The organism is Acidimicrobiales bacterium (genome assembly GCA_040219085.1).
Taxonomy (GTDB): domain Bacteria; phylum Actinomycetota; class Acidimicrobiia; order Acidimicrobiales; family JAVJTC01; genus JAVJTC01.
This window is the reverse complement of the sequence record JAVJTC010000027.1, coordinates 157,983-179,433: the sequence shown is the minus strand read 5'-3', so window position 1 is coordinate 179,433 and position 21,451 is coordinate 157,983. Positions and strand designations below refer to the sequence as shown.

Here is a 21,451-nt window from a genome sequence, read left to right as displayed (position 1 = left end):
GACGCCGCGTTTGCGGTCCTGTTCGGCGGCGCGGTCTTCGGGGTCTTCGCCGTGGCGGCACCAGTTGCGCACCAGCTGCCGCAGCCGGGCGACGGGGACCCGTCGCGCCCATGCGACCAGGTGGGCTTCGTCTCGGCGGGCCCGGGCCGGGTCTGCTTCACAGGCGAACCACAGCGCGGCGATGTGGCCGGTGGTGATCTTCCCGGCGTCGAGCGCCGTAATCGCTGCGGGGAGGATCTGCGCGACCCGCGCCGCGCGGCGTTGCCGGTTGGCCTCATCGCGGTCTGAACCGGCCGCGTCGGCGGCGCCGCCCGCAGGAGGAGGCGGCACCGGCCCCGCACCATCATCGTCTTGGCCGCTGGTGTCGTCGCCGTTACCAGCGCCGTCGCCGCCGCGGCCTGGGTCGGGTGGCGCGGTGTGCGACGCGATCGCAGCCGCGGTGCGAGCCGACGCCGCCGCCACGACACGACGATGCGATTCAAGATCCTTCGCGAGCACGCTCAACTGGTCGACGTCGAGACACGCCAGATCCAGGCTCCGCAGCCGCCCCGCCGCGGCGTCGAGTGACCCACGGGCCTCGCCGAGGCCAGTGTCACGGTCCGTCCCGGAACCGGCTGCGAACATGTGTTCGACCATGAACCCACACTAACCGACCCCAGTGACACAGAGGGGCGCTCGGAGGGCACAGAAGTCCGATCTCGCGATCTACAACGACAACAGGGCCTGCTCGACCACCTCGGGCATCGCCGGGTGGGTCCAGAGCTGGCCGCGGGCCATCTGGTCCACCGTCTGGCCGAAACGCATCCCCTGGACGAGTTGCTGGAGAAGCGTCGGCGCGTGCGGGCCGATGATATGCGCGCCGAGCAGCAGCCTCGTCTCGGGGTCCGCCAGGACCTTGCAGAACGAGTGACGGTCCTCCATCGCCCAGCCGTAGGCGGTGTCGGCATAGGGCCGCACAGACGACACGTAGTCACGGCCCGAAGCGTCGAGTTCCTGCGACGTCGGTCCAACGGCGGCTACCTGCGGACTCGCGAACACCGCGTGGGGCGTGGGCCACAGATCCACCTCGCGCATGTCATCGGGGTGGATCAGGTTGTGGGCGAGTACCCGGGCCTCCTCGTTGGCGGTGTGCTTCAACTGGGCCGGATTGGTGACGTCGCCCAGAGCCCAGATGCCCTCGACCCCCGTCCGCAGGAACGGATCGGTGGGCAGGTAGCCGTCTTCACCCACGGACAGTCCCGTGGCAGGGAGATTCAGCTGATCTCCGTTGGGTACACGCCCGGTTGCGATCAAGACGACGTCGACGGGAAGTTCGCCGCCGCGGTCGCCGGCGAGCGCGGCGACGATGGACCCGCCATCCATGGCGAAACCCTCGACCACCGTCTTCATCCGCAGGTCGAAGCGCTCCGCGTAGCGATCGGTGAATGCCCGCGAGACGTCGCGGTCCTCGGCTCCCAACAGGACGTCGCGCCGGTGAACGATGGTGACGTCGGTGCCGAGGCCCCCGAACACATGGGCCAGTTCCGCGGCGATGAAGCCGCCACCGACGATCAGCATCCGCCCGGGCAGCTCCGGCAGGCGCATCACGGTGTCCGACGTGTGGTGCGGGACGGTGTCGATCCCGGGGATCTCCGGGACGAAGGGCCGGGCACCGGCCGCGATCACGACGTCGGGCGCCGTGAGGCGTTCGCCGTCCACCTCCAGGACGCGCTCCGCTACGAAGTGGGCGTCGCCCGGGTACACGGTGACGTTGTCGAGGCGGCGGCGATAGTCCTCGCCGCCCTGTGCGATGGGGTCGATCCGGCCGAAGACCCGGTCGACGATGTCACGCCAGCGCACACCGGTCACTGCGGCGTCGACGCCGAGCGCGTGACCGTGGCGGACCGTCTCGGCGACGTCCGCCGCGTACACGAACATCTTCGACGGGATGCACCCCCGGTTCAGGCAGGTTCCGCCGAAGGTGTCCCGCTCGATGATCGCTACGTCGACGTCGTCGAAGTCGGGGGACAGGAGCGTGTTTCCCGAGCCGGCGCCCAGGATGATCAGATCGTGGTGTCTCACGGGAGGTAGGGGCCCGGCTTCTCGCTCAGGTCGGAGGTCGTGAACGGTCGCGGTGCCGGATTGGAGTGTCCGACCGGGCAGATCCGCAGTGTCTCGTCACCGTTCCATGTGCCGAGCGCCTCGGCCAACTGGGCCTCGATGTCGGAGACGTGGAACTCGACCCGTCGGACCTCCCTGCCACACGTCTCACAGAGCCACAGGAGTTGGTCCCGCTCGTCGTCGGCGCGGGGTCGCTCGATGACGAATCCCCATGTCTCGGGGGGGCGGTGGGGCGCGTGGGGGACCCCGGCGGGCACCCGTAGCACGTCCCCCGGCCCGACGATGTGGCGCTCCACGGCACCGTCGATGATGAGGTCGACGGCGACCTCGCCGCGCAGTTGGTGGAAGATCTCGTCACCGGGATCGATGTGGAAATCGGACCGCGCGTTGGGGCCCCGGATCACCATGAAGATGAAGTCCCCTCCCGGGAAGACCTCCCGATTCGCAACCGGCGGAGCGAAGTGCCCCGCGTTGTCGGTGATCCACTGCTCGAGGCCGAACGCAACGTTGTCGGGGCCCGGTCCGGCGAGGCTCACGCCGCCGCCTCCGCTGTCGGCGTGGGCGGAACCGGTTCCCTCTGTTCATCGTCGAGCGCGCCGAGCCGGTCGAAGACCAGAGTCGCCAACAGCGAATAGGTGAGGAGGGAGATCCCCGCGCCGACGTAGACGGTTCGCAGCCCGACGAGGTCTCCGAGTCGGCCGCCGACGAAGGCCCCCACCGGTAGACCACCGATGACGCCCATCATGTAGATCGAGATGACGCGGCCCCGCATCTCTTCGGCCACCTGTATCTGCAGCGCCGTGTTCAGCGCGATCGCGACCGCAACGTGGGCGGCACCGAGTACGAAGAAGCCCGCCAGGCCGACGACGTAGTTCGTCGTGGACACGATGACGAGCGGCCCGATGCCGTAGATCACGAGCCCGCCGAGTGCCATGCGGGACCGGCGGAAGGCGTCGCCACCGGAGATGATGACGATCGACGAGAGGACGGATCCCACTCCCGTCGCCGTGACGAGGCCCGCGAGGCCCGACTTCCCGACCCCGAAGTCCTCCTTGGCCAGGCCGGCCGCGATCTGGACCAGTGACATGCCGAAGAAGGCGATCATGAAACCCGTCCCGACGGCGAGCAGCATCGACCCCCGGGCGCGTACATAGGCGAAGCCGCTCCGAAAGACCGTGGCGAGCCGTTCCGCGGATGCCGCCGGAGCCTGGCGCGGCCGAAGTCTGAAGACGACCGCCAGCAGGAGGACGAACGTCGCAGCGTTCGCGAAGAAGACCGAAGCGGGGCCGATCGCGGCCAGCAGACCGGCTCCCACCATCGGCCCGAGCGCCCGCGATGCGGTGAACCCCGCCGAGTTGAGCCGGACCGCGGCGAGGAGGTCGTGTCGGGGGACGAGCAGGGGAACCAACGACTGCCAGGCGGCGACCTGGGTTCCCACGACGACACCGTTGATCAGGCTCAGGATGACGATCCGCCAGGGGGTGAGCGCATCGGCGAGCCACAGGACGAGGAAGCCGGTCGCGACCAGCGTCTGCACGCTGAGGGTCACGATGATGATCGTGCGGCGCGGAAGCCGGTCCGCGAGCACGCCGGACACGGGGGTGAGGACGACACCGGGGATGAGTGCGGCGAAGGCGACGGCGCCGACCCAGGTGTTGGAGTCCGTCAACTCGAAGACGATGAACGGCACCGTCAGCTGCTGCATGAAGTTGGCGGAGTTCGAGACGATCGCAGTCAGCCAGAAGATCGCGAACTGGCGATGGCGCAGTGCCCGCAGCGAACTGGGGCTCTCGGGGGGTGGGAGCCGGAAGCGGCCGGCCGGCACCGTCGTCAGAGAAGCCACGGGACTCAGAGCGCCGCGATCGCCACGACGACGATCAGCACCGTCAGCCCGACCATGGTGATCACACCGAGGATCCGGGCCAGTTGGGTACTCGCGGGGGGAGGCCGGAGCGGGACCCGGGCATCACCGATGGGATTGGCGGGCTCGGGCGCGTCCGACGCGGGAGCGTGCGGCGCGGGGTCTATGCCCGGAGGGTCGATTCCGACGGTGGTCTCGTCGCGTACCCGCTCAGTCCAGCGGTTGCCGTCCCACCAGCGTGACTGGTGGCGCGCGAACGGGTCGGAGTGCCAGGAGCCGGGAGCGTCCGGTTCGGACCGGGTACGCGCCCCGCGCGGATCGTCGTCGCCAGCCACGGTGAGTCCACGATACCGCCGGTCCTCGGCGTGGCCGGATTCCACCCGCCGTGGTTGGATTGGGGGCGATGCCACCGCGAAACGACCAGACGGGCCCCACGGACCGGATGATCGTCGCCGGGGCGCTGTCGATCGCCGCCGTGGGGATCCTGTTCACGGTGGGCGTGAGTCGATCCCAGCTCCTGCCCGGTGAGGCCGCGGCCACCCGCTGGGTGGACGAGACGCTCTCGGGAGTGCTCGGGCCGGCGAGCAACGTTCTCGATGTGGCGTTCACGGACGCCATGGCCCCGACGATCTTCCTGGCGTTGGTGCCGGTGGTGGCGATGGCGTGGGGGCGCCTGGCAGCGGTGACCTATTTCGTGGCGGGTGCCGCAACCGGTCTGACGAAGCTGGCCGATCTGGTCGATCGGCCCCGACCTACAGAGGATCTCGAGTGGGGAACGGCCCGCTTCGGCAACGGCGGCTATCCCAGCGGACACGTCGTCTACGTCGTGCTGGTCTTCGGAATCATCGCCTACCTCGCTTCGGTGTACGAGAGCGATCATCGGGTCAGGCGTGGGGTCGTCGCCGGGTCGGTGGCGATCATCGTCATCACCGCGCCCTCCCGGGTCGTCGAACTGGATCACTGGCCCGCCGACGTCGTGGGCGGCTACCTGATCGCGGTGCCTGCCCTGTTGATGGTGATCGTGACCCACCGCCGCGCTCCGGCGTGGATCGTCCGCCACGCACCCCCTCTGTCGTGGTTGCTCGACGGGGGCTCAGGCGCGGGGAAGGTTGCGGGCGAGTTCGCTGACGACGGCCTCGATCGAGGGCGCGGCGTCGCGGCCGAGTGACTCGAGGGTGAACTCGACGGTGGCGCGGCCACCCGTGCTGCCGACCTCGGCGAGGAGTTGGCTGGGCGTCCAGCGCGGTGGTCCCAGTGTCACGATGACGATGCCGGATTCGCGGTCGACCGGGCCGACACGCCCGAGCGCAGCCGCCCCCTGTGCTAGTGCGTCCACCACGTCGAGCCCGCCGACGTCGAGAGTCACGGTCTTTGCCGGGACACTCGATACCCGGGCGGACCGGGGCCGCTGCGATCTCGGATCGGTGGACGGCCGGGCCGAGGGGCCGAGCGGGTCGCGACCGCCCGCGGTGGCCCGCTCGAGCGTGGCGTAGGCCTCGGTGATGTCGGTCGCACGTGCCGCCCGGGTTACGTCCGCGACGTCGGGATGGTGGGTACGGATCAGGCGGCGGTACGCCCCGCGGATGTCGTCCCATGAGGCCGTCGTGTCCAGCCCCAGCACCCCCAGAGCCCGGGCGACGTCCACCTAGGCCGACAGTGCGAGGACCGTCTCGCGGGTTCGCCGGCGCTCGTCGGAGGTGATGGCGGCTTCTGCCAGAGCGAAGTCCGTCACGCCGATCCCGGCGAGTTCTCCCACCCGCCGGGCGACCTCGTCGGCGTCGCCCACGATGGCCAGGTCCTCGGGGGCGTCGACGCCCTCGGCGTCCAGCATCGTCCGGTAGGAGGGGAGACCCCCGTAGACGGCGAGGCGCTTGCCCAGAGCGGCGCGCGTCGCGGGTACGTCGTCGGTCACCGCGACCGGGAATGCGGCCACCACCCGAGGTGTAACTCGGCCGGCAGCCTCGGCGGCGGCGCGGATGGTGGGCACCGTGTGGTTCGCGAGTGTGCGTGGTCCCACGCACCACGTGATGGTGCCGTCGGCGACACGGCCCGTGAGTTCGAGCATCTGAGGCCCGAGCGCAGCCACCAACACCGGTGGGGCGGAGGTGTCCGCGACGTCGACGGCGCCATGGGCCGTCAGCAGCTCTCCGTCCACGTCGGCCGACCGCCCCGCCAGGGCAGGGATCAGGGCGGACAGATACTCGCTCATTCGGCGCAGCGGCCGGTCCCAGGAGATCCCCCACATTTCCTCGGTGACCACACGGTGCGACAGGCCCACGCCGAGGGCCAGCCGTCCACCGCAGGCGGCCTGCACCGTGAGTGCCTGCGCCGCGAGCATCAACGGGTGGCGAGGATGGATCGGAACCACGGCCGTGCCGACTTCGATGTGCTCGGTGGCCGCGCCGGCCACTGCCAGCGCGGTGAGAGCGTCGACGCCGAAGATCTGCGGCAGCCAGTAGCTCGAGAAACCCTCGGTCTCGGCCCGCTCCACCCCGGCGACGACCCGTGCGAGGTCGGTGGCCGCCGGGGCGGAGAGGCCGATACGCATCAGACGAAGGCGGACGCGAAGATCAGCGAGACGATCGTCATGACCTTGATGAGGATGTTCATCGACGGGCCGGACGTGTCCTTGAACGGGTCTCCGACGGTGTCACCGACGACGGCGGCCTTGTGCGCTTCGCTGCCCTTGCCGCCGTGGGCGCCGGCCTCGATGTACTTCTTCGCGTTGTCCCATGCGCCACCGGAGTTGGCCATGAAGATGGCGAGCGCGAAGCCTGTCACGAGGGCACCGGCGAGGAAACCACCGAGGGCGTTCTCGTCGATGAAGCCGATCACCAACGGCACGACGATGGCGAGACCACCGGGGATGAGCATCTCGCGCAGGGAGGCCTGCGTCGAGATGTCGATGCAGCGCGCCGAGTCGGGCTTGACGCCCTCACGGCCCTCCCGCAGGCCCGGGATCTCGCGGAACTGGCGCCGGACCTCTTCGATCATCTTGTTGGCCGCACGACCGACGGCGTCGATCGTGAGAGCGGCGAACAGGAACGGCAGCATGGCACCGAGGAACAGGCCGATGAACACCTCGACGTCGGTGATGTCGAGGATCAGGTTCCCGCCCTCACGGGTGATGGCCTGGTCGAAGGCCGCGAACAGGGCGAGGGCGGTGACGGCGGCGGAGCCGACGGCGAATCCCTTGGCGATGGCGGCGGTGGTGTTCCCGAGGCTGTCGAGGGAGTCGGTGACCTCGCGGACTTCCGGCTCCAGCTCGGCCATCTCGGCGATGCCGCCGGCATTGTCGGCGATCGGCCCGTAGGCGTCCACCGCGACGACGACTCCGGTCGTGGCGAGCATGCCGATGGCGGCGATGGCGATGCCGTAGATACCGCCCTCGTCGGTACCGCCGAGGGCCTCCTGTCCGGCCCAGTAGGCCACCCCGATGGCGCCGACGATGAGCACGACGGAGGCGGCGACCGAGATCATGCCCGCCGAGATCCCCGACAGGATGACCGTTGCCGGGCCGGTCTCCGACTGCTTCGCGATGTTGCGCACCGGTCGGTAGTGGTCAGAGGTCCACACCTCGGCGACCTTGCCGATGGCCCAACCGACGACGAGCCCGGCGATGACCGCCACGGGCAGCGCCCACTGGGCGTCGGAGTCGAAGTAGTCGCCGAAGACGATCAGGCCGGACGCGAACACGCCCACCACGGTGATCGCCATGGCGACGTTGGTGCCCATGTGCAGTGCACGCGACAGCGCACGGACATCGGAACTCGCTCCCGCGCGGACGAAGAACGCGCCGACGATGGATGCGACCATCCCGACGAACGCCACGATGAGGGGGAACAGGATCAGCTTCTCGAGGTCCGCGGGGAGGTCGTTCGTGTCGCCGCCGAAGGCGAAGAATGCGAATGCGATCGGAGCGATGATGGCCCCCGAATAGCTCTCGAAGAGGTCCGCTCCCATGCCGGCGACGTCGCCGACGTTGTCGCCGACGTTGTCGGCGATGGTGGCGGGGTTGCGGGGATCGTCCTCGGGGATGCCGGCCTCGACCTTGCCCACGAGGTCAGCGCCGACGTCGGCCGCCTTCGTGTAGATACCGCCCCCGATGCGGGAGAAGAGGGCGATGGAGCTCGCCCCGAGCCCGAACGCCGTGATGACGTCGAAAGCGTCGTCGACATCGAGCCACACGACGAACAACAGGTAGGAGAAGGCGAGGCCGAGAAGGCTCAGTCCGGCTACGGAGAAGCCCATGACGGCACCGCCCCGGAAGGCCAGCGGTAGCGCGAGCTGGGGTCCCGTGCGGGCGGCGTGGGTGGTGCGGGCGTTGGCCATGGTGGCGACTGTCATCCCGACCCACCCGGCGGTTCCCGACAGGACCGCGCCGAGCACGTAGGCGATGGCGCCCCACGGTCGACCCCAGTCGAGGAAGACCAGGATGAGCACCGTCATCCCGACGACGAAGCCGAGCACCCAGGTGTATTCACGCCGCAGGAAGGTCCTCGCCCCCTCCTGGATCGCCTCCATGAGTTCGATCATCTTGGGCGTGCCGGGATCGGCCGCCTTGACCACGCTGAAGAAGTAGGCGGCCAGGCCGAGCGCGACGAGCGCGCTCAGTGCCGCGAGATACGGTACGGACTCCATTGTCTCTCCCTCCCCGGTACCGGGGCTCGCGTCGGCGATGGTGGCGGGCAGGCACGCTAGCCTCGCCGCGTGACACCGTGCACGGATCGGTCCCTACCCGAGCCGACTGCGATGTCGCGACGTGGCGAGCTCCGTGAAGCCCGACGCGCCGTTCCGGGTGGGGAGCGGGACCGTGCGGCGGGCAGGGTAGCGGACCACGTCCGTGACTCCGAACTCATCGCCGCCGGCGACGTCGTCGGGCTCTACCTCGCGGACGACGGCGAGCTCGACACGACCCCCCTGCTCGACGTCGTGACGATCGCCGGCGCGTCCGTCGCGCTCCCCGTCGTACAGGCCGGCACGGCCATGACGTTCCGCACATGGACTCCGGGGTCGGGCCTCACCGAAGGGCGCTACGGGATCCCCGTTCCCGTGGCGGGGGAGGTCGTCCCGCCCTTCGCTCTCGACGTCGTGGTGGTCCCGTGCGTCGCCTTCGACCGCCTCGGTCACCGCCTCGGCCGGGGCGCCGGTTACTACGACCGGGCGTTCGCCGCGCGCCGACGCGTGGGCCCACCCCCGCTGCTCGTGGGCGTCGGCTTCGACTGCCAACTGGTCGGCCACCTCGCTGCGGCCGACCACGACGTCGACCTCGACGTCGTGGTGACACCGACGGCGCTCCGATGGGCCGCATCGGAGCCGCCCGGCGCGGGTCAGTACGCGTGAGAGTGGTCCACGGCCCCGGCGCGCGGCAGGATTGAGCCGTGCACATCATCGTGATCGGTGCGGGTGAGGTCGGGTCCCACGTCGCAGAGCTCCTCAGTGCCGAGGGCAACGACGTCGCGGTCGTCGAGCAGGACGCCGCGCGTGTCCGGGAAGTCGAACAGCGTCTCGATGTCCTCGCGGTGTGCGGGAGCGGCACCCACCCGGCCACGCTGCGGTCCGCAGGACTCGACCGGGCCGAACTCCTCGTGGCGGTCAGCTCCGACGACGAGGCAAATCTGATCGCATGCCTCCTGGCGAAGCAGGCCGGGGTGCGGCGCGCCATCGCACGGATCGAAGCTCCCGCGTTGCGGGGAAAGGAAGCCGCCGAGCTCCACGCGGCGATGGGGGCGGACCTGATCATCGACCCCGACGAGGAGGTCGCGTCCGAGGTCATGGATCTCCTGGACTATCCGGGTGCGAGCGAGATCGCCGTTCTCGGTGGGGGGGAGGTGATCGTCATCGGCGCCCGTCTCGGTCCCGACGCCCCGCTCGTGGGCCGCACGCTCGGCGGGATCGCAGCCGAGTACGAGCCCGAGTGGGAGTTCATGGTCGGTGCCATAACCCGCGGCGAGGACACCATCATCCCGCGTCGCAACCACCGCCTCGAGGCCAACGATCTCGTCCGGATGGTCGTGAAGCGCCGGGCGCGCCGCGATGTCCTGGGTCTGCTGGGGCTCGATGCCGCTCGGCCCCACAGGGTCATGATCCTCGGCGGCGGTCGCACCGGACAGATCCTCGCCGGCCGTCTGGCGGACCGCCACGCCCGGGTGTCGGTGGTCGAGCGAGACCCGGTCCGCGCCCGTGAGATCGCCGAGGCGCTCGAGGGCGTGCTCGTGATCGAAGGCGACATCGGCGACGCCGAGCTGCTCGCGTCCGAGGACGTCGGTGGGCAGGACGCGGTCGTCGCCGTCACCGGTGAGGACGACGCGAACATCCTCGCGTGCCTTTTCGCCAAGTCGATGGGGACGACGGAGACGATCGCCGTTCTGCACCGTCTCTCGCTGCGCGGTCTTCTCAACGAGGTCGGCATCGACGTCGCCCTCTCGCCGCGCACAGCGAGCGCCAACGGTGTGCTGCGGTTCGTGAGGGGAGGCGTCGCGCAGGTGGCGACGTTCCTCGACATGGATGTCGAGGTTCTGGAGCTGAGCGTGATGGACGGGAGTCCCGGCGACGGCGCCGTGGTCTCCGAACTCGGCCTCCCCAAGGAGGTGCTCATCGGGGCCATAGTGCGCGACGGCAAAGCGCAGATCGCGCGTGGGCACTCGGAGTTGCGGAGCCGGGATCACCTCGTCGTGTTCGCACGGCCCCAGACGGTCGCCGCGGTTCAGCGCCTCTTCGCGTGAGCGGCGACGATGGCGCCGGCTCGACGGCCGACGTCGTCCCGCTGCTGGGTCGGCGCAGGACGACCGTCAAGGCCTCGGTCATCGCAAGCGCCGCAGCGTGGTCGCTCGTGGCGGTCGGATCCGGCCTCATCCTCTCCGCGGCGGTAGGGGCGACCGACGACGGTGCGGCCGCCCTCGCTCTGGTCGGGACGCTCGCACTTCTCGTCGGTGCCGTGACGACCCGTTTCGTCCGCCTCCCTGCCAAGGCGACCGGCCCCGACGTGTTCACCGCGGGAGTGTTCGCCTCGCTGGTCATGGTGGCGGTGTCGACGATCGCGTACCTCGTCTCAGGCGCGATCGAGCGGATAGACGACGCGCTGTTCGAGTCGATCGCCGGCTTCTCGACGACGTCGGCGACGGTGCTGTCCCCGGTCGGCGAGGTCGAGCGCGACGTGCTGTTCTGGCGCGCCACGACACAGTGGATCGGCGGCCTCGCGGCGCTGCAACTGGTCGCCGTCGTGATTCCGACCTTCGGACGCGGTCGGGAGCAGATCCTCCACGAGTCGGTGCCCGGGGTGCGGCCCCTCGCCCCGAAGGTGCAGACCGGCGTGCGACGCGTGACCGCGATCTACGCCGGTGTCGGAGCGGGTCTCGCGGTGGCATACCTCGCCGCGGGAATGGGTCCGTTCGACTGTGTGACCTACGCCATGACGACCATCTCGACGGGAGGTTTCGCCAACCACGACGGTTCGATCGCCTTCTTCGACTCGGCGGGCGTCGAGGTCGTCGCGATCATCGGGATGCTGCTCGGGGGGACGAGCATCGTCGCGCTGTGGTGGGCGGTACGGGGAGCGGTGGTCCCGATCTGGCGTTCCACCGAGCTGCGCGCCTACGGGCTCATCGTCGTCGCATCGACCGTCCTCGTCAGCGCGTGGACCTGGACGGACAGCGGTGGAGGCGTCACCACGGTCCGCGACTCGCTGTTCACGGTCGCTTCGGCGGTGTCGACCACCGGCTACTCGGTCACCGACTGGACGACCTGGATCTGGGGAGCACAGTTCCTGCTCCTGATCCTCATCGGCACCGGACCGATGAGCAGCTCGGCCGGTGGCGGATTCTCGATACTCCGCGCGATCGAAGCCGTGAGATACACCTACCGCGAGCTCGTCGTCCAACTCCACCCCCGCGCCGTGTCCGTCGTGAAGATCGGTGGCGTCGCCGTCTCGGAGGCGGCGCTCGCGGGTATGCAGGCCCAGCAGCTCCTGTACCTGTTGACGGTCCTCGCCGGCGCCTTCGGCCTCGCGGCGCTCGGGGCCGACCTCGTGACGGCGCTCAGCGGTTCGGTCTCCGCACTCGCGACGATGGGGCCCGCCCTGGGTGACCTGGGACCCGGCAGCGACGCCCTCGGCGTACCGGCGCCCGCCCGCGCCGTCCTGATGGTGCTGATGGCGGTGGGGCGCCTGTCGATCGCCCCGGTCGTCGTGGCATTCGGGGCGGTGGGACGCATGGTTTCACGGCGGCTGAGGCGGTGAGGTCGTGAGTCGTCGCAGCGGCGACGTGGTGGTCGGACTCGTCGCCGAGAACCGCAGAATCGTGGCCCCCACAGCCCACGTGGTGGGTCTCGCTCTGTTGTTCCTCGTCCCCGGTCTGGCGGTCAGCGCGCTGATCGAATGGGGGTCGTCGGCGTCACGCGACGCGGACGCCCTGGTCGTCACGATGATCGTCTCGGGCACCGTCGGCCTCGCGCTGTGGCGCACCACGCGCATCCCCCGCGACATGGGCCGACGATCGATCTTCTCGATAGTCGCCTGGACCTGGCTGGCGTGCAGCGTGGTCGGTGCCCTGCCCTACGTCCTGTCGGACACCATGTTCACCTGGCACCAGTGGGACGGGGCGCTCTTCGAGTCGATCTCGGGCTTCTCGTGCACGGGATCGACGGTTCTCGCCGACATCGACGCCCACGGTCGCGGGATCCTGATGTGGCGCCAGCTGACCCAGTGGTACGGCGGGATGGGGATGGTGGTCCTGGCGGTGACCGTACTGCCGTTCCTCGGGGTGGGCGGCCTCGAACTCATGGGGGCAGAGGCCCCGGGACCGTCCTCGGACCGGCTCGCGCCGCGGGTGAGCGAGACGGCGAAGCGGCTGTGGGTCCTCTACGCCGGCCTGACGGTCGCCATCGCCCTCGCTCTGTTCGCCGTACCCGGCGTGGGCGTGTACGACGCGTTCGCACACGCTCTGACCACGTCGGCCACGGGCGGGTTCTCGCCCTACGGGGCGTCCGTCGGACACCTGGACTCGCTCGCCGCCGAACTCGTGATCGCCGCGGGACTGCTCGTGTGCGCGATGAACTTCACCGCGCACTACAGGGCACTCACCGGTGACCCACGGGTCTACCTGCGGATGTCGGACCAGATCCTCTACCTCAAGATCGTCGCCGGGGCGACGGCGGTGGTGACGGTGCTGCTGTGGGTCGAGGCGGAGGTGGCCTTCGCCACGGCGCTTCGCGACGGGCTCTTCAACGTCGTCTCGCTCGCGTCGAGCGGCGGATTCGGCAACATCCGTGCCGATGGAGGATTCGGCGACTTCGTCCTGTGGCCCGCGGCCGCACAGATCGTCCTGTTGGGGCTCATGTTGGTGGGTGGCTCGATCGGTTCGACCGCGGGCGGTCTGAAGGTCTACAGGGTGCAGGTCGCGTCCCGACAGATCGCCCGCAGTCTGCGTTCACTGAGCCACCCCCGCGCGGTGCTGCCGGTGAAGCTCGGTTCCACAGCCATCCCCGAGCCCGTCGTACGGCGGGCGCTGGGCTTCACGACGGCGTTCGTCCTCATCGCGGGCGTCGGGATCATGGTGGTCACGGCGCTGGGTGCGGATCTCGTCACAGCCACCGGGGGAGTGCTCAGTGCGATGTCGAACATGGGCCCCGCCCTCGGCGAAGCAGGGCCTGACTCGACGTTCCTGGCCTTCACCCGACCCGCACGCCTGGTGCTCGCCGCGCTGATGCTCGTCGGCCGCCTCGAGATCTTCGCCGTGGTTCTCATGTTCGCCTCGGGCTTTCAATGGCTCGCCCGCCACGCCCCGAGGTCCCGGGTGTCGCCATGAACCGGGTCGCTGCGCCCAGGTCACCGGTCGGAGCCATCAGAAGGGTCGTCCCGCTGGTTCGGCACCGCCCGCGTGTCGAGTCGGCGTCGCTGCACCTCGTCGGCCTCGGACTCATGTTCCTCGTTCCCGGCCTGGTCGTGTCGCTCGTCATCGAGTGGGCGTCGTCGACCTCCCATGACGAAGAGGCGCTCGCCGTCACGACCCTCGTATTCGCCGCAGCCGGCGTCACGGCCTGGATGGGCAGTCGACCCCCCGACGACATCTCCACCCGTGCGGTGTTCGCCGCCGTCGTCACGACATGGCTCGTGATTCCCGCGGCCGGGGCGCTTCCGTACATCTTGAGCGGGACGATGTTCACGACCGGGGAGTGGGACAGCGCGCTCTTCGAGTCGGTCTCGGGCTTCACAGCGACGGGGTCGACGGTGCTCGCGGACATCGAGGAGCACGGCCGGGGCCTCTTGATGTGGCGTCAGCTGACCCAGTGGTACGGGGGGATGGGTTTCGTCGTGCTCGCCGTGTCGGTCCTGCCGTTCCTCGGCGTCGGTGGGCTAGAACTGATCAGCGCCGAGGCGCCCGGTCCCGGCGCCGATCGGCTCGCGCCGCGCGTATCGCAGACAGCCCGACGCCTCTGGGGGCTCTACTGCGTGCTGACGGGTCTGATCGCAATGGCGTTGTTCGCGATCGGCGGCCTCGGCGTCTACGACGCCGTCAGCCATGCGCTGACCGCCGCTGCGACGGGAGGATTCTCCCCGTACAACGCGTCGGTCGGGCACTTCGACTCCGTGGCCGTCGAAACGGTTCTCGTGGTCGGGATGCTGCTGGCCGCGATCAACTTCACGTTGCACTGGAAGGCCGTCAACGGCGATCTCAGCGGCTACCGGCGCTCCGCCGACCTGCACTTCTACCTGCTGGTCGTCGCGGCGGCGATCGCCGCGACGACGTTCCTCAACGTCAGTGCCGGTCTCGGTGACTTCCCTGCGGTACTGCGGTCCTCGGTGTTCAACGTGGTGACGATCGCCAGCACCGCCGGGTTCGGCAACGCGACGGGCCCGGGCAGTCTGGGCGACTTCGTGATCTGGACGGCGGGCGCGCAGTTCGTCCTGTTCGTGCTGTTGGCGGTCGGCGGGAGCGTCGGGTCCACCGCGGGTGGTCTCAAGGTTCTGCGGGCCCAGATCGCCGTCGTCCACACCCGACGTCGGCTCTACGGGACACTGCATCCCCAGGCCGTGCGCCCGCTGCGGCTCGGCAGGGCGGTCGTCGCCGAGTCGGTCGTCGCGCGGGCGCTCGCCTTCGTGACCCTCTTCTTCATGGTCGCGACGGTGGGGACCCTGATCGTCACGGCGACGGGTGCCGACATCGTCAGCGCGGCATCGGCGATCCTCACGGCGATGTCCGGCGTCGGGCCCGGACTCGGCGAAGCGGGTCCGACCGCGAACTTCGCGGTGTTCACGCGCCCGGCCCGACTCGTCATCGCCGCGCACATGATCATCGGGCGGATCGAGATAGTCCCCCTGCTCGCGGTCGCTGTCGGGATGGTGCGGCGCGCGCAGGCGACCGCCGGGTCGTTCAACCGCTGAGCCACTCCGCGAGGACGGTGCGGAATCGCCCCGGGTCCACGGCCCCGCACGTCTCACGGGCCGAGTGCATCGCCAACTGGGCGACACCGGCGTCGACGGTCGTGATCCCGGTGGCCGCGGCACTGATCGGTCCGATCGTCGATCCGCATGCGAGATCGCTGCGGCTGACGAACACCTGGTGGGGGACGCCGGAGCGGCCGCAGCATTCGATGAACGCAGCCGCACCGGGGGCGTCGGTCGCGTAGCGCACGCTCGCGTTCACCTTCAGAACCGGACCGCCGTCCAGGGCTATCTGGTGGTCGGGGTCGTGGCGCCCGGGGTGATTCGGGTGGGTCGCGTGGGCGCCGTCCGCGGACAGCGTCGCGGACCGGGCGGTGGCGATGTGGAGGTCCGTGCGGTCACCGCCGAGCGAGGCGACGACGCGCTCGAGCGTGGAGGTCAGTGCAGGACCAGCTGCGCCGGTGGCGGAGGTGGAGCCGACCTCCTCGTGATCGAACAGGACGACGAGTGGTATCGGGTCGGCGGCGTCCACCCCGACGGCCGTCCGGTCGACGAGGGCGGTCACGGCGGCGTGACACGAGACCAGGTTGTCGATGCGGCCCGACGCGAACATGGCCTGGTCGGCTCCCACGACCCGGGCCGGGGTCAGGTCGTGGAACATCAACTCCCACGTCACCACGTCCGCTGCCGGAACGCCGAGATGATCGCCGAGGTAGCGGGCGAGTCCACCCGGGCGTGGCGGGCCCAGCGACCAGATCGGTGGGAGGTGCGCCTGGGGGTCCACCTTGAGGCCGGTGTCGTTGATCTCGCGGTTCAGGTGGATAGCCAGCTGGGGGATCCTGGCGACGGGATCGTCGACATGGACCAGGTGCGTGGTGACGCCCGCGGGACCACGCACCGACACCCGACCCGACAGGCCGAGGTCCCGGTCGAGCCAGGAGTTGCGCAACACCCCGCCGTAGACCTCGACGCCGATCCTGGTGAGCGGCCCGGCCGTGTCGGGGCGGGGCTTCACCCGAAGGTTCGGGCTGTCCGTGTGGGCACCCACGATTCGGAACCCTCTTCCGGCGTCGCCTCCGGCCGTGGCGCCGGTGTGCCAGGCCACCAGGGTCCCGCCGATCCGCAGCATCGCACCCGTTGTCGCGGGCCCCCAGCGCTCGTCGGCGGCCACGTCGACGAAGCCGGCCGCCGCGAGACGTTCGGCGGCGTTGGCCACGGCGTGGAACGGCGATGGCGAGCTGTCGAGATACTCGATCAGGTCTTCGAGATGTTCGGAGTGCGCCGGGGAGCCCATGGCACCTATCATGGACGAGCCGGACGCTCCTTCCATGTACTCCCTCGGTTTGGCCGCCCCCGGAGTGCCCCGGGTACGATCGTCCGTCCCGGCAGGGCCAGTGCCGTCCCTCGACGCGATCCCCCGTCGCGCGCCGAACCAGACAGATTGACCGACCGACGCCAGGGAGACGGATGTCCATCCTCACCGCCAACGGCGACCTGCCCGAGCCTCAGGGACTCTATGATCCCCGCTTCGAGCACGACGCCTGCGGCGTCAACTTCATCGCAGATCTGAAGGGGAGACGCAGCCGCGACATCGTCACCGATGCCATCGGGGCGTTGTGCAACCTTCAGCATCGCGGCGCGCTCGGCGCCGAGGAGAACACCGGAGACGGTGCCGGGATCCTCCTCCAGGTGCCCGACGCGTTCCTGCGCGAGGTCGTCGAGTTCCCTCTGCCGCCGGAAGGTCAGTACGCGACGGGGATCGCATTCCTCCCGCGCACGGCGGGCTCAGGTGGGGCCTGCAGCGCCGCGATCGAGGAGATCGTCGCATCCGAGGGCCTCGAGTTGCTCGGTTGGCGTGACGTCCCGATCGACGCGTCGATGCTCGGCGAAGGTGCGCGTTCGACGATGCCGCACTTCTCGCAGCTGTTCATCGCCTCGCCACCCGACGAGAACGGAGAGCGGTTGGCCGGGGTCGACCTCGACCGACGCGCCTACCTGTGCCGCAAGCGGTTCGAGCACGAGATCTCGGTCCCCGCCGGCGAGGACGAGTCCGCCGAGGCCATGGGGGGGCGCAGCCTCGCCCACGACGGCGTCTACTTCCCGTCCCTGTCGGCGAGGACCCTCGTCTACAAGGGGATGCTCGTCACACCTCAGCTGGCGGAGTTCTACCTGGACCTGCGGGACGACCGCGTCATCAGCGCCCTGGCCCTGGTCCACAGCCGGTTCTCCACGAACACCTTCCCGTCGTGGCCGCTCGCGCACCCCTACCGGTTCGTCGCCCACAACGGTGAGATCAACACGGTGCAGGGCAACCAGAACTGGATGCGGGCCCGCGAGGCGCTGCTCGCGTCGCCGCACTACACGAGCGAAGAGATCGAGAAGCTGTTCCCGATCTGCACTCCAGGTGCTTCCGACACCGCCCGTTTCGACGAGTGCCTGGAGCTGCTCGTTCTCGGCGGCTACCCGCTGCCCGAAGCCGTTCTCATGATGATCCCGGAGCCCTGGGAGCATCACGAGTCGATGGACGACGACCTGCGCGCCTTCTACCGCTATCACGCGTCGCTGATGGAGCCCTGGGACGGTCCCGCCTCGATCATCTTCACCGACGGCACCGTCGTCGGGGCCGTGCTCGACCGCAACGGTCTGCGTCCGTCGCGGTACTGGGTCACAGACGACGACAGGGTCATCATGGCCTCGGAGGTGGGCGTCGTCGACGTGCCCGCCCACAAGATCGTGGAGAAGGGCCGCCTGCAGCCGGGCCGCATGTTCTTCATCGACTGTGAGGCCGGTCGCATCGTCCGTGACGACGAGATCAAGACGGGCCTCAAGACCGCCCGGCCCTACGGCGAGTGGCTCGACGCCAACCAGCTCTCCCTGGCCGAACTGCCCGAGCGCACGCCCACCCGGGGCGAACAGACGCCGCTGCACGTGCGCCAGCGGACCTTCGGCTACACCCACGAAGAGCTCAGGTTGCTCCTCGCCCCGATGGCGCGCGACGGCAAGGAGGCGATCGGCTCGATGGGCACCGACACGCCCATCGGCGTGCTGTCGCAGCGCCCCCGTCTGCTGTACGACTACTTCCAGCAGCTGTTCGCCCAGGTGACCAACCCGCCGCTCGACGCCATGCGCGAGGAGATCATCACGGCGACCTGTGGCTGGCTCGGCCCCGAGGGGAACCTCCTCGATCCGGGACCCGAGTCGTGTCGTCAGCTCTTCCATGAGCACCCCGTCGTGACGCCCGGCGAACTCGAGACGATCATCTCGATCGACGAGGTCTCGGGCATGTCGAGCGCGGTCGTGTCGTGCCACTTCGATCCCCGTACTGACGGTTCGGGACTCCAGGCGGCCGTGGCGGAGATCCGCCGCAACGTCTCCCGGGCCATCGACGAGGGCGTCGACATCGTCGTGCTGTCGGACCGCGGCACGGGTCCGGACCGGGCACCCGTTCCCGCTCTGATGGCCGTCGGCGCGGTGCACCATCACCTCGTCGGGGAGAAGAGCCGTACGAAGGTCGGTCTCGTCGTGGAGACCGGCGAGGTCCGTGAAGTCCATCACGTGGCGCTGCTCCTCGGCTACGGGGCGAACGCGATCTGTCCCTACCTCGCCTTCGAGACGATCGACGACATGGTCGCCGAGGGAATGCACGGCCTCGATCCGGAAATGGACCGGGCGGTCGCGTACCGCAACTTCGTCAAGGCGTGCGATCTCGGCGTCCTCAAGGTCATGTCGAAGATGGGCATCTCGACCGTCAAGTCCTATGTCGGCGCACAGATATTCGAGGCCATCGGGCTGGGACAGCTGCTCGTAGAGGACTGTTTCACCGGAACGGTCAGCAGGCTCGGGGGTATCGGGTACCCGCAGGTGTCAGCCGAGGTCGCCGCCCGTCACCGGGTCGCGTACCCCGATCAGCCCACCGAGCGCGCCCACAGGGAGCTCGCCATCGGCGGCGAGTACCAGTGGCGCTCGGAGGGTGAGTACCACCTGTTCAATCCCGAGACGGTCTTCAAGCTCCAGCACGCCACGCGTGAGGGTCGCTACGAGATCTTCAAGGAGTACACGTCGCGTGTCGACGACCACTCGCGACGCGTGGCGACGCTGCGGGGCCTGTTCCGTCTGCGTCGTGATGAGGCCAGGCCCATCTCGATCGACGAGGTAGAGCCGGTCTCGGAGATCGTCAAGCGCTTCTCCACCGGTGCGATGTCGTACGGATCGATCTCCGCCGAGGCCCACGAGACTCTCGCGATCGCGATGAACAGGTTGGGCGCGAAGTCCAACACCGGCGAGGGCGGCGAAGACCCGGAACGGTTCATCCCCGACGCCAACGGTGACCTGCGACGCAGCGCCATCAAGCAGGCAGCGTCCGGCCGGTTCGGTGTGACCAGCGAGTATCTCGTCAACGCCGACGACATCCAGATCAAGATGGCCCAGGGGGCCAAGCCCGGTGAGGGCGGCCAGCTCCCCGGCCACAAGGTCTGGCCCTGGATCGCGAAGACGCGGCACTCCACCCCCGGTGTGGGGTTGATCTCCCCCCCGCCACACCACGACATCTACTCGATCGAGGATCTCGCCCAGCTCATCCACGACCTGAAGAACGCGAACCCCGACGCACGGATCCACGTGAAGCTGGTCTCGGAGCTGGGTGTGGGAACCGTGGCAGCGGGGGTGTCCAAGGCCCACGCCGACGTGGTGCTGATCTCGGGTCACGACGGTGGTACGGGCGCATCGCCGCTGACGTCCATCAAGCACGCCGGAACCCCGTGGGAGCTGGGGCTCGCGGAGACCCAGCAGACGCTCCTGTTGAACAACCTGCGTGACCGCATCGTCGTACAGACCGACGGGCAGCTCAAGACCGGTCGCGACGTGGTCGTCGCGGCGCTGCTCGGCGCCGAGGAGTTCGGCTTCGCCAGTGCCCCCCTCGTCGTGATGGGTTGCATCATGATGCGGGTGTGCCACCTCGACACCTGTCCGGTGGGTGTGGCCACCCAGAATCCGAAGCTCCGCGAGAAGTTCTCGGGACGGGCCGAACACGTCGTCAACTTCATGGAGTTCATCGCCCAGGAGGTCCGCGAGCTGCTCGCGTCGCTCGGGCTACGGACCATGGAGGAGGCGGTCGGACGGGTCGACCTGTTGGACACCACGACGGCCATCGACCACTGGAAGGCGGCGGGGCTGGACCTGAGCCCGATCCTCTATCAGGCGCCTGTCCCGGAGGGGTCGACGCGCTACTGCTCGCAGACTCAGGACCACGGGCTCGACAAGGCCCTCGACTGCCAGCTCATCACCCTGGCCGAGCCGGCGCTGCAGGATGGTCGCCCGGTGCGCATCGCCCTGCCGATCCGCAACGTGAACCGCACGGTCGGCACGATGCTCGGCTCCCGGCTGACGTCGCAGTGGGGCGGGGCGGGCCTTCCTGACGACACCATCGACGTGTCGTTCACCGGCTCGGCCGGCAACAGTCTCGGCGCCTTCGTGCCCCGGGGTATCACGCTGCGCCTCACCGGTGACGCCAACGACTACGTCGGCAAGGGCCTGTCGGGTGGGCGCATCATCGTGCGGCCTCCGGCCGACTCGGCCTTCGTCGCCGAGGAGAACGTCATCGCCGGCAACGTCATCCTCTACGGGGCCACTGCCGGCGAGGTCTTCCTGCGTGGCGTCGTCGGTGAGCGGTTCTGTGTGCGCAACTCCGGTGCCGTCGCCGTGGTCGAGGGAATCGGTGACCACGGCTGTGAGTACATGACGGGTGGCCGTGCCGTGATTCTCGGCCCGACCGGCCGCAACTTCGGCGCTGGGATGTCCGGTGGGATCGCCTTCGTGTGGGACCCCGACGGCTCCTTCGAACGCCGTGTCAATCCCGACATGGTGGACCTCGAGGCGCTCGACGACGACGACGAGCGCTGGCTCGCCGAACGTGTCGCCATGCACCACGACGAGACGGACTCGGCCGTCGCCAAGAACCTGCTCGCGGACTGGGACAGCGCGGTGGGTCACTTCGTCAAGGTGATGCCGACCGACTTCCGGAGGGTCCTCGAGGCCATGAAGCGTGCCGAGGAGACCGGCACGGACCCCGATGAGGCCGTCATGGCCTCTGCACACGGATGAGCCCGTTCCCC

At 69.4% G+C, this 21,451-nt stretch carries 16 protein-coding genes; 7 read left to right on the top strand and 9 right to left on the bottom strand.

The window, feature by feature from the left end:
- From RIE08_11660 to RIE08_11640, 5 genes are all read right to left on the bottom strand, one after another.
- A partial coding sequence (locus tag RIE08_11660; protein MEQ8718254.1) for a hypothetical protein occupies positions 1–636 on the bottom strand: 636 nt, incomplete at its 3' end.
- 69 nt (positions 637–705) lie between these two features.
- On the bottom strand, positions 706–2,061 hold the full coding sequence (locus RIE08_11655; protein ID MEQ8718253.1) for a mycothione reductase: 1,356 nt from the start codon (positions 2,059–2,061) through the stop codon (positions 706–708).
- Complete coding sequence (gene nbaC, locus RIE08_11650) at positions 2,058–2,636, bottom strand: 3-hydroxyanthranilate 3,4-dioxygenase (protein MEQ8718252.1); 579 nt, start codon at positions 2,634–2,636, stop codon at positions 2,058–2,060. Before nbaC ends, RIE08_11655 begins: the two co-directional genes overlap by 4 nt.
- Positions 2,633–3,943, bottom strand: coding sequence for an MFS transporter (locus RIE08_11645; GenBank protein ID MEQ8718251.1), 1,311 nt, complete (start codon positions 3,941–3,943; stop codon positions 2,633–2,635). Before RIE08_11645 ends, nbaC begins: the two co-directional genes overlap by 4 nt.
- 5 nt (positions 3,944–3,948) lie before the next feature.
- Positions 3,949–4,296, bottom strand: coding sequence for a DUF2510 domain-containing protein (locus RIE08_11640; protein ID MEQ8718250.1), 348 nt, complete (start codon positions 4,294–4,296; stop codon positions 3,949–3,951).
- A gap of 68 nt (positions 4,297–4,364) precedes the next feature.
- Between RIE08_11640 and RIE08_11635 the strand changes: the two genes are divergently transcribed.
- On the top strand, positions 4,365–5,129 hold the full coding sequence (locus RIE08_11635; protein MEQ8718249.1) for a phosphatase PAP2 family protein: 765 nt from the start codon (positions 4,365–4,367) through the stop codon (positions 5,127–5,129).
- On the opposite strand, the gene RIE08_11630 is transcribed toward RIE08_11635, so the two are convergent.
- The 3 genes from RIE08_11630 to RIE08_11620 are packed head-to-tail and all read right to left on the bottom strand — an operon-like array spanning position 5,055 to position 8,602.
- Positions 5,055–5,606 (bottom strand): DnaJ domain-containing protein, encoded by a 552-nt coding sequence (locus tag RIE08_11630; protein MEQ8718248.1) that lies wholly within the window; start codon positions 5,604–5,606, stop codon positions 5,055–5,057. The two genes, RIE08_11635 and RIE08_11630, sit on opposite strands and share 75 nt — an antisense overlap.
- Entirely contained in the window at positions 5,607–6,509 is a 903-nt protein-coding gene (locus RIE08_11625) for a TIGR03564 family F420-dependent LLM class oxidoreductase (protein MEQ8718247.1), read from the bottom strand.
- Positions 6,509–8,602: a sodium-translocating pyrophosphatase gene (locus tag RIE08_11620; protein ID MEQ8718246.1), complete on the bottom strand. Its 2,094-nt coding sequence runs from the start codon at positions 8,600–8,602 to the stop codon at positions 6,509–6,511. Before RIE08_11620 ends, RIE08_11625 begins: the two co-directional genes overlap by 1 nt.
- Before the next feature lie 69 nt (positions 8,603–8,671).
- Between RIE08_11620 and RIE08_11615 the strand changes: the two genes are divergently transcribed.
- Genes RIE08_11615 through RIE08_11595 form a run of 5 tightly spaced genes read left to right on the top strand, consistent with a single transcriptional unit; the run spans position 8,672 to position 15,341 of the window.
- Positions 8,672–9,304: a 5-formyltetrahydrofolate cyclo-ligase gene (locus RIE08_11615; GenBank protein MEQ8718245.1), complete on the top strand. Its 633-nt coding sequence runs from the start codon at positions 8,672–8,674 to the stop codon at positions 9,302–9,304.
- A gap of 38 nt (positions 9,305–9,342) precedes the next feature.
- Positions 9,343–10,686: a Trk system potassium transporter TrkA gene (trkA, locus tag RIE08_11610; protein MEQ8718244.1), complete on the top strand. Its 1,344-nt coding sequence runs from the start codon at positions 9,343–9,345 to the stop codon at positions 10,684–10,686.
- Positions 10,683–12,197: a potassium transporter TrkG gene (locus tag RIE08_11605; GenBank protein MEQ8718243.1), complete on the top strand. Its 1,515-nt coding sequence runs from the start codon at positions 10,683–10,685 to the stop codon at positions 12,195–12,197. The genes trkA and RIE08_11605 overlap by 4 nt, the downstream gene beginning before the upstream one ends.
- 4 nt (positions 12,198–12,201) lie before the next feature.
- Complete coding sequence (locus RIE08_11600; GenBank protein ID MEQ8718242.1) at positions 12,202–13,764, top strand: TrkH family potassium uptake protein; 1,563 nt, start codon at positions 12,202–12,204, stop codon at positions 13,762–13,764.
- Positions 13,761–15,341, top strand: a complete 1,581-nt coding sequence (locus tag RIE08_11595; GenBank protein ID MEQ8718241.1) for a TrkH family potassium uptake protein — start codon at positions 13,761–13,763, stop codon at positions 15,339–15,341. The genes RIE08_11600 and RIE08_11595 overlap by 4 nt, the downstream gene beginning before the upstream one ends.
- Here the strand turns inward: RIE08_11595 and RIE08_11590 are convergent.
- Positions 15,331–16,635 carry a M18 family aminopeptidase gene (locus RIE08_11590; GenBank protein MEQ8718240.1) on the bottom strand — a complete coding sequence of 435 codons (1,305 nt, stop codon included), beginning with the start codon at positions 16,633–16,635 and terminating at the stop codon, positions 15,331–15,333. The two genes, RIE08_11595 and RIE08_11590, sit on opposite strands and share 11 nt — an antisense overlap.
- Positions 16,636–16,808: 173 nt before the next feature.
- Between RIE08_11590 and gltB the strand changes: the two genes are divergently transcribed.
- Positions 16,809–21,440 (top strand): glutamate synthase large subunit, encoded by a 4,632-nt coding sequence (gene gltB, locus RIE08_11585; GenBank protein MEQ8718239.1) that lies wholly within the window; start codon positions 16,809–16,811, stop codon positions 21,438–21,440.
- Positions 21,441–21,451: the final 11 nt, after the last annotated feature.

Coding starts and splice junctions, on each gene's coding strand:
- RIE08_11635 (MEQ8718249.1), top strand. CDS start 4,365: ATGCCACCGCGAAACGACCAGACGGGCCCCACGGACCGGATGATCGTC.
- RIE08_11625 (MEQ8718247.1), bottom strand. CDS start 6,509: ATGCGTATCGGCCTCTCCGCCCCGGCGGCCACCGACCTCGCACGGGTC.
- RIE08_11620 (MEQ8718246.1), bottom strand. CDS start 8,602: ATGGAGTCCGTACCGTATCTCGCGGCACTGAGCGCGCTCGTCGCGCTC.
- RIE08_11595 (MEQ8718241.1), top strand. CDS start 13,761: ATGAACCGGGTCGCTGCGCCCAGGTCACCGGTCGGAGCCATCAGAAGG.
- RIE08_11590 (MEQ8718240.1), bottom strand. CDS start 16,635: ATGGGCTCCCCGGCGCACTCCGAACATCTCGAAGACCTGATCGAGTAT.
- gltB (MEQ8718239.1), top strand. CDS start 16,809: ATGTCCATCCTCACCGCCAACGGCGACCTGCCCGAGCCTCAGGGACTC.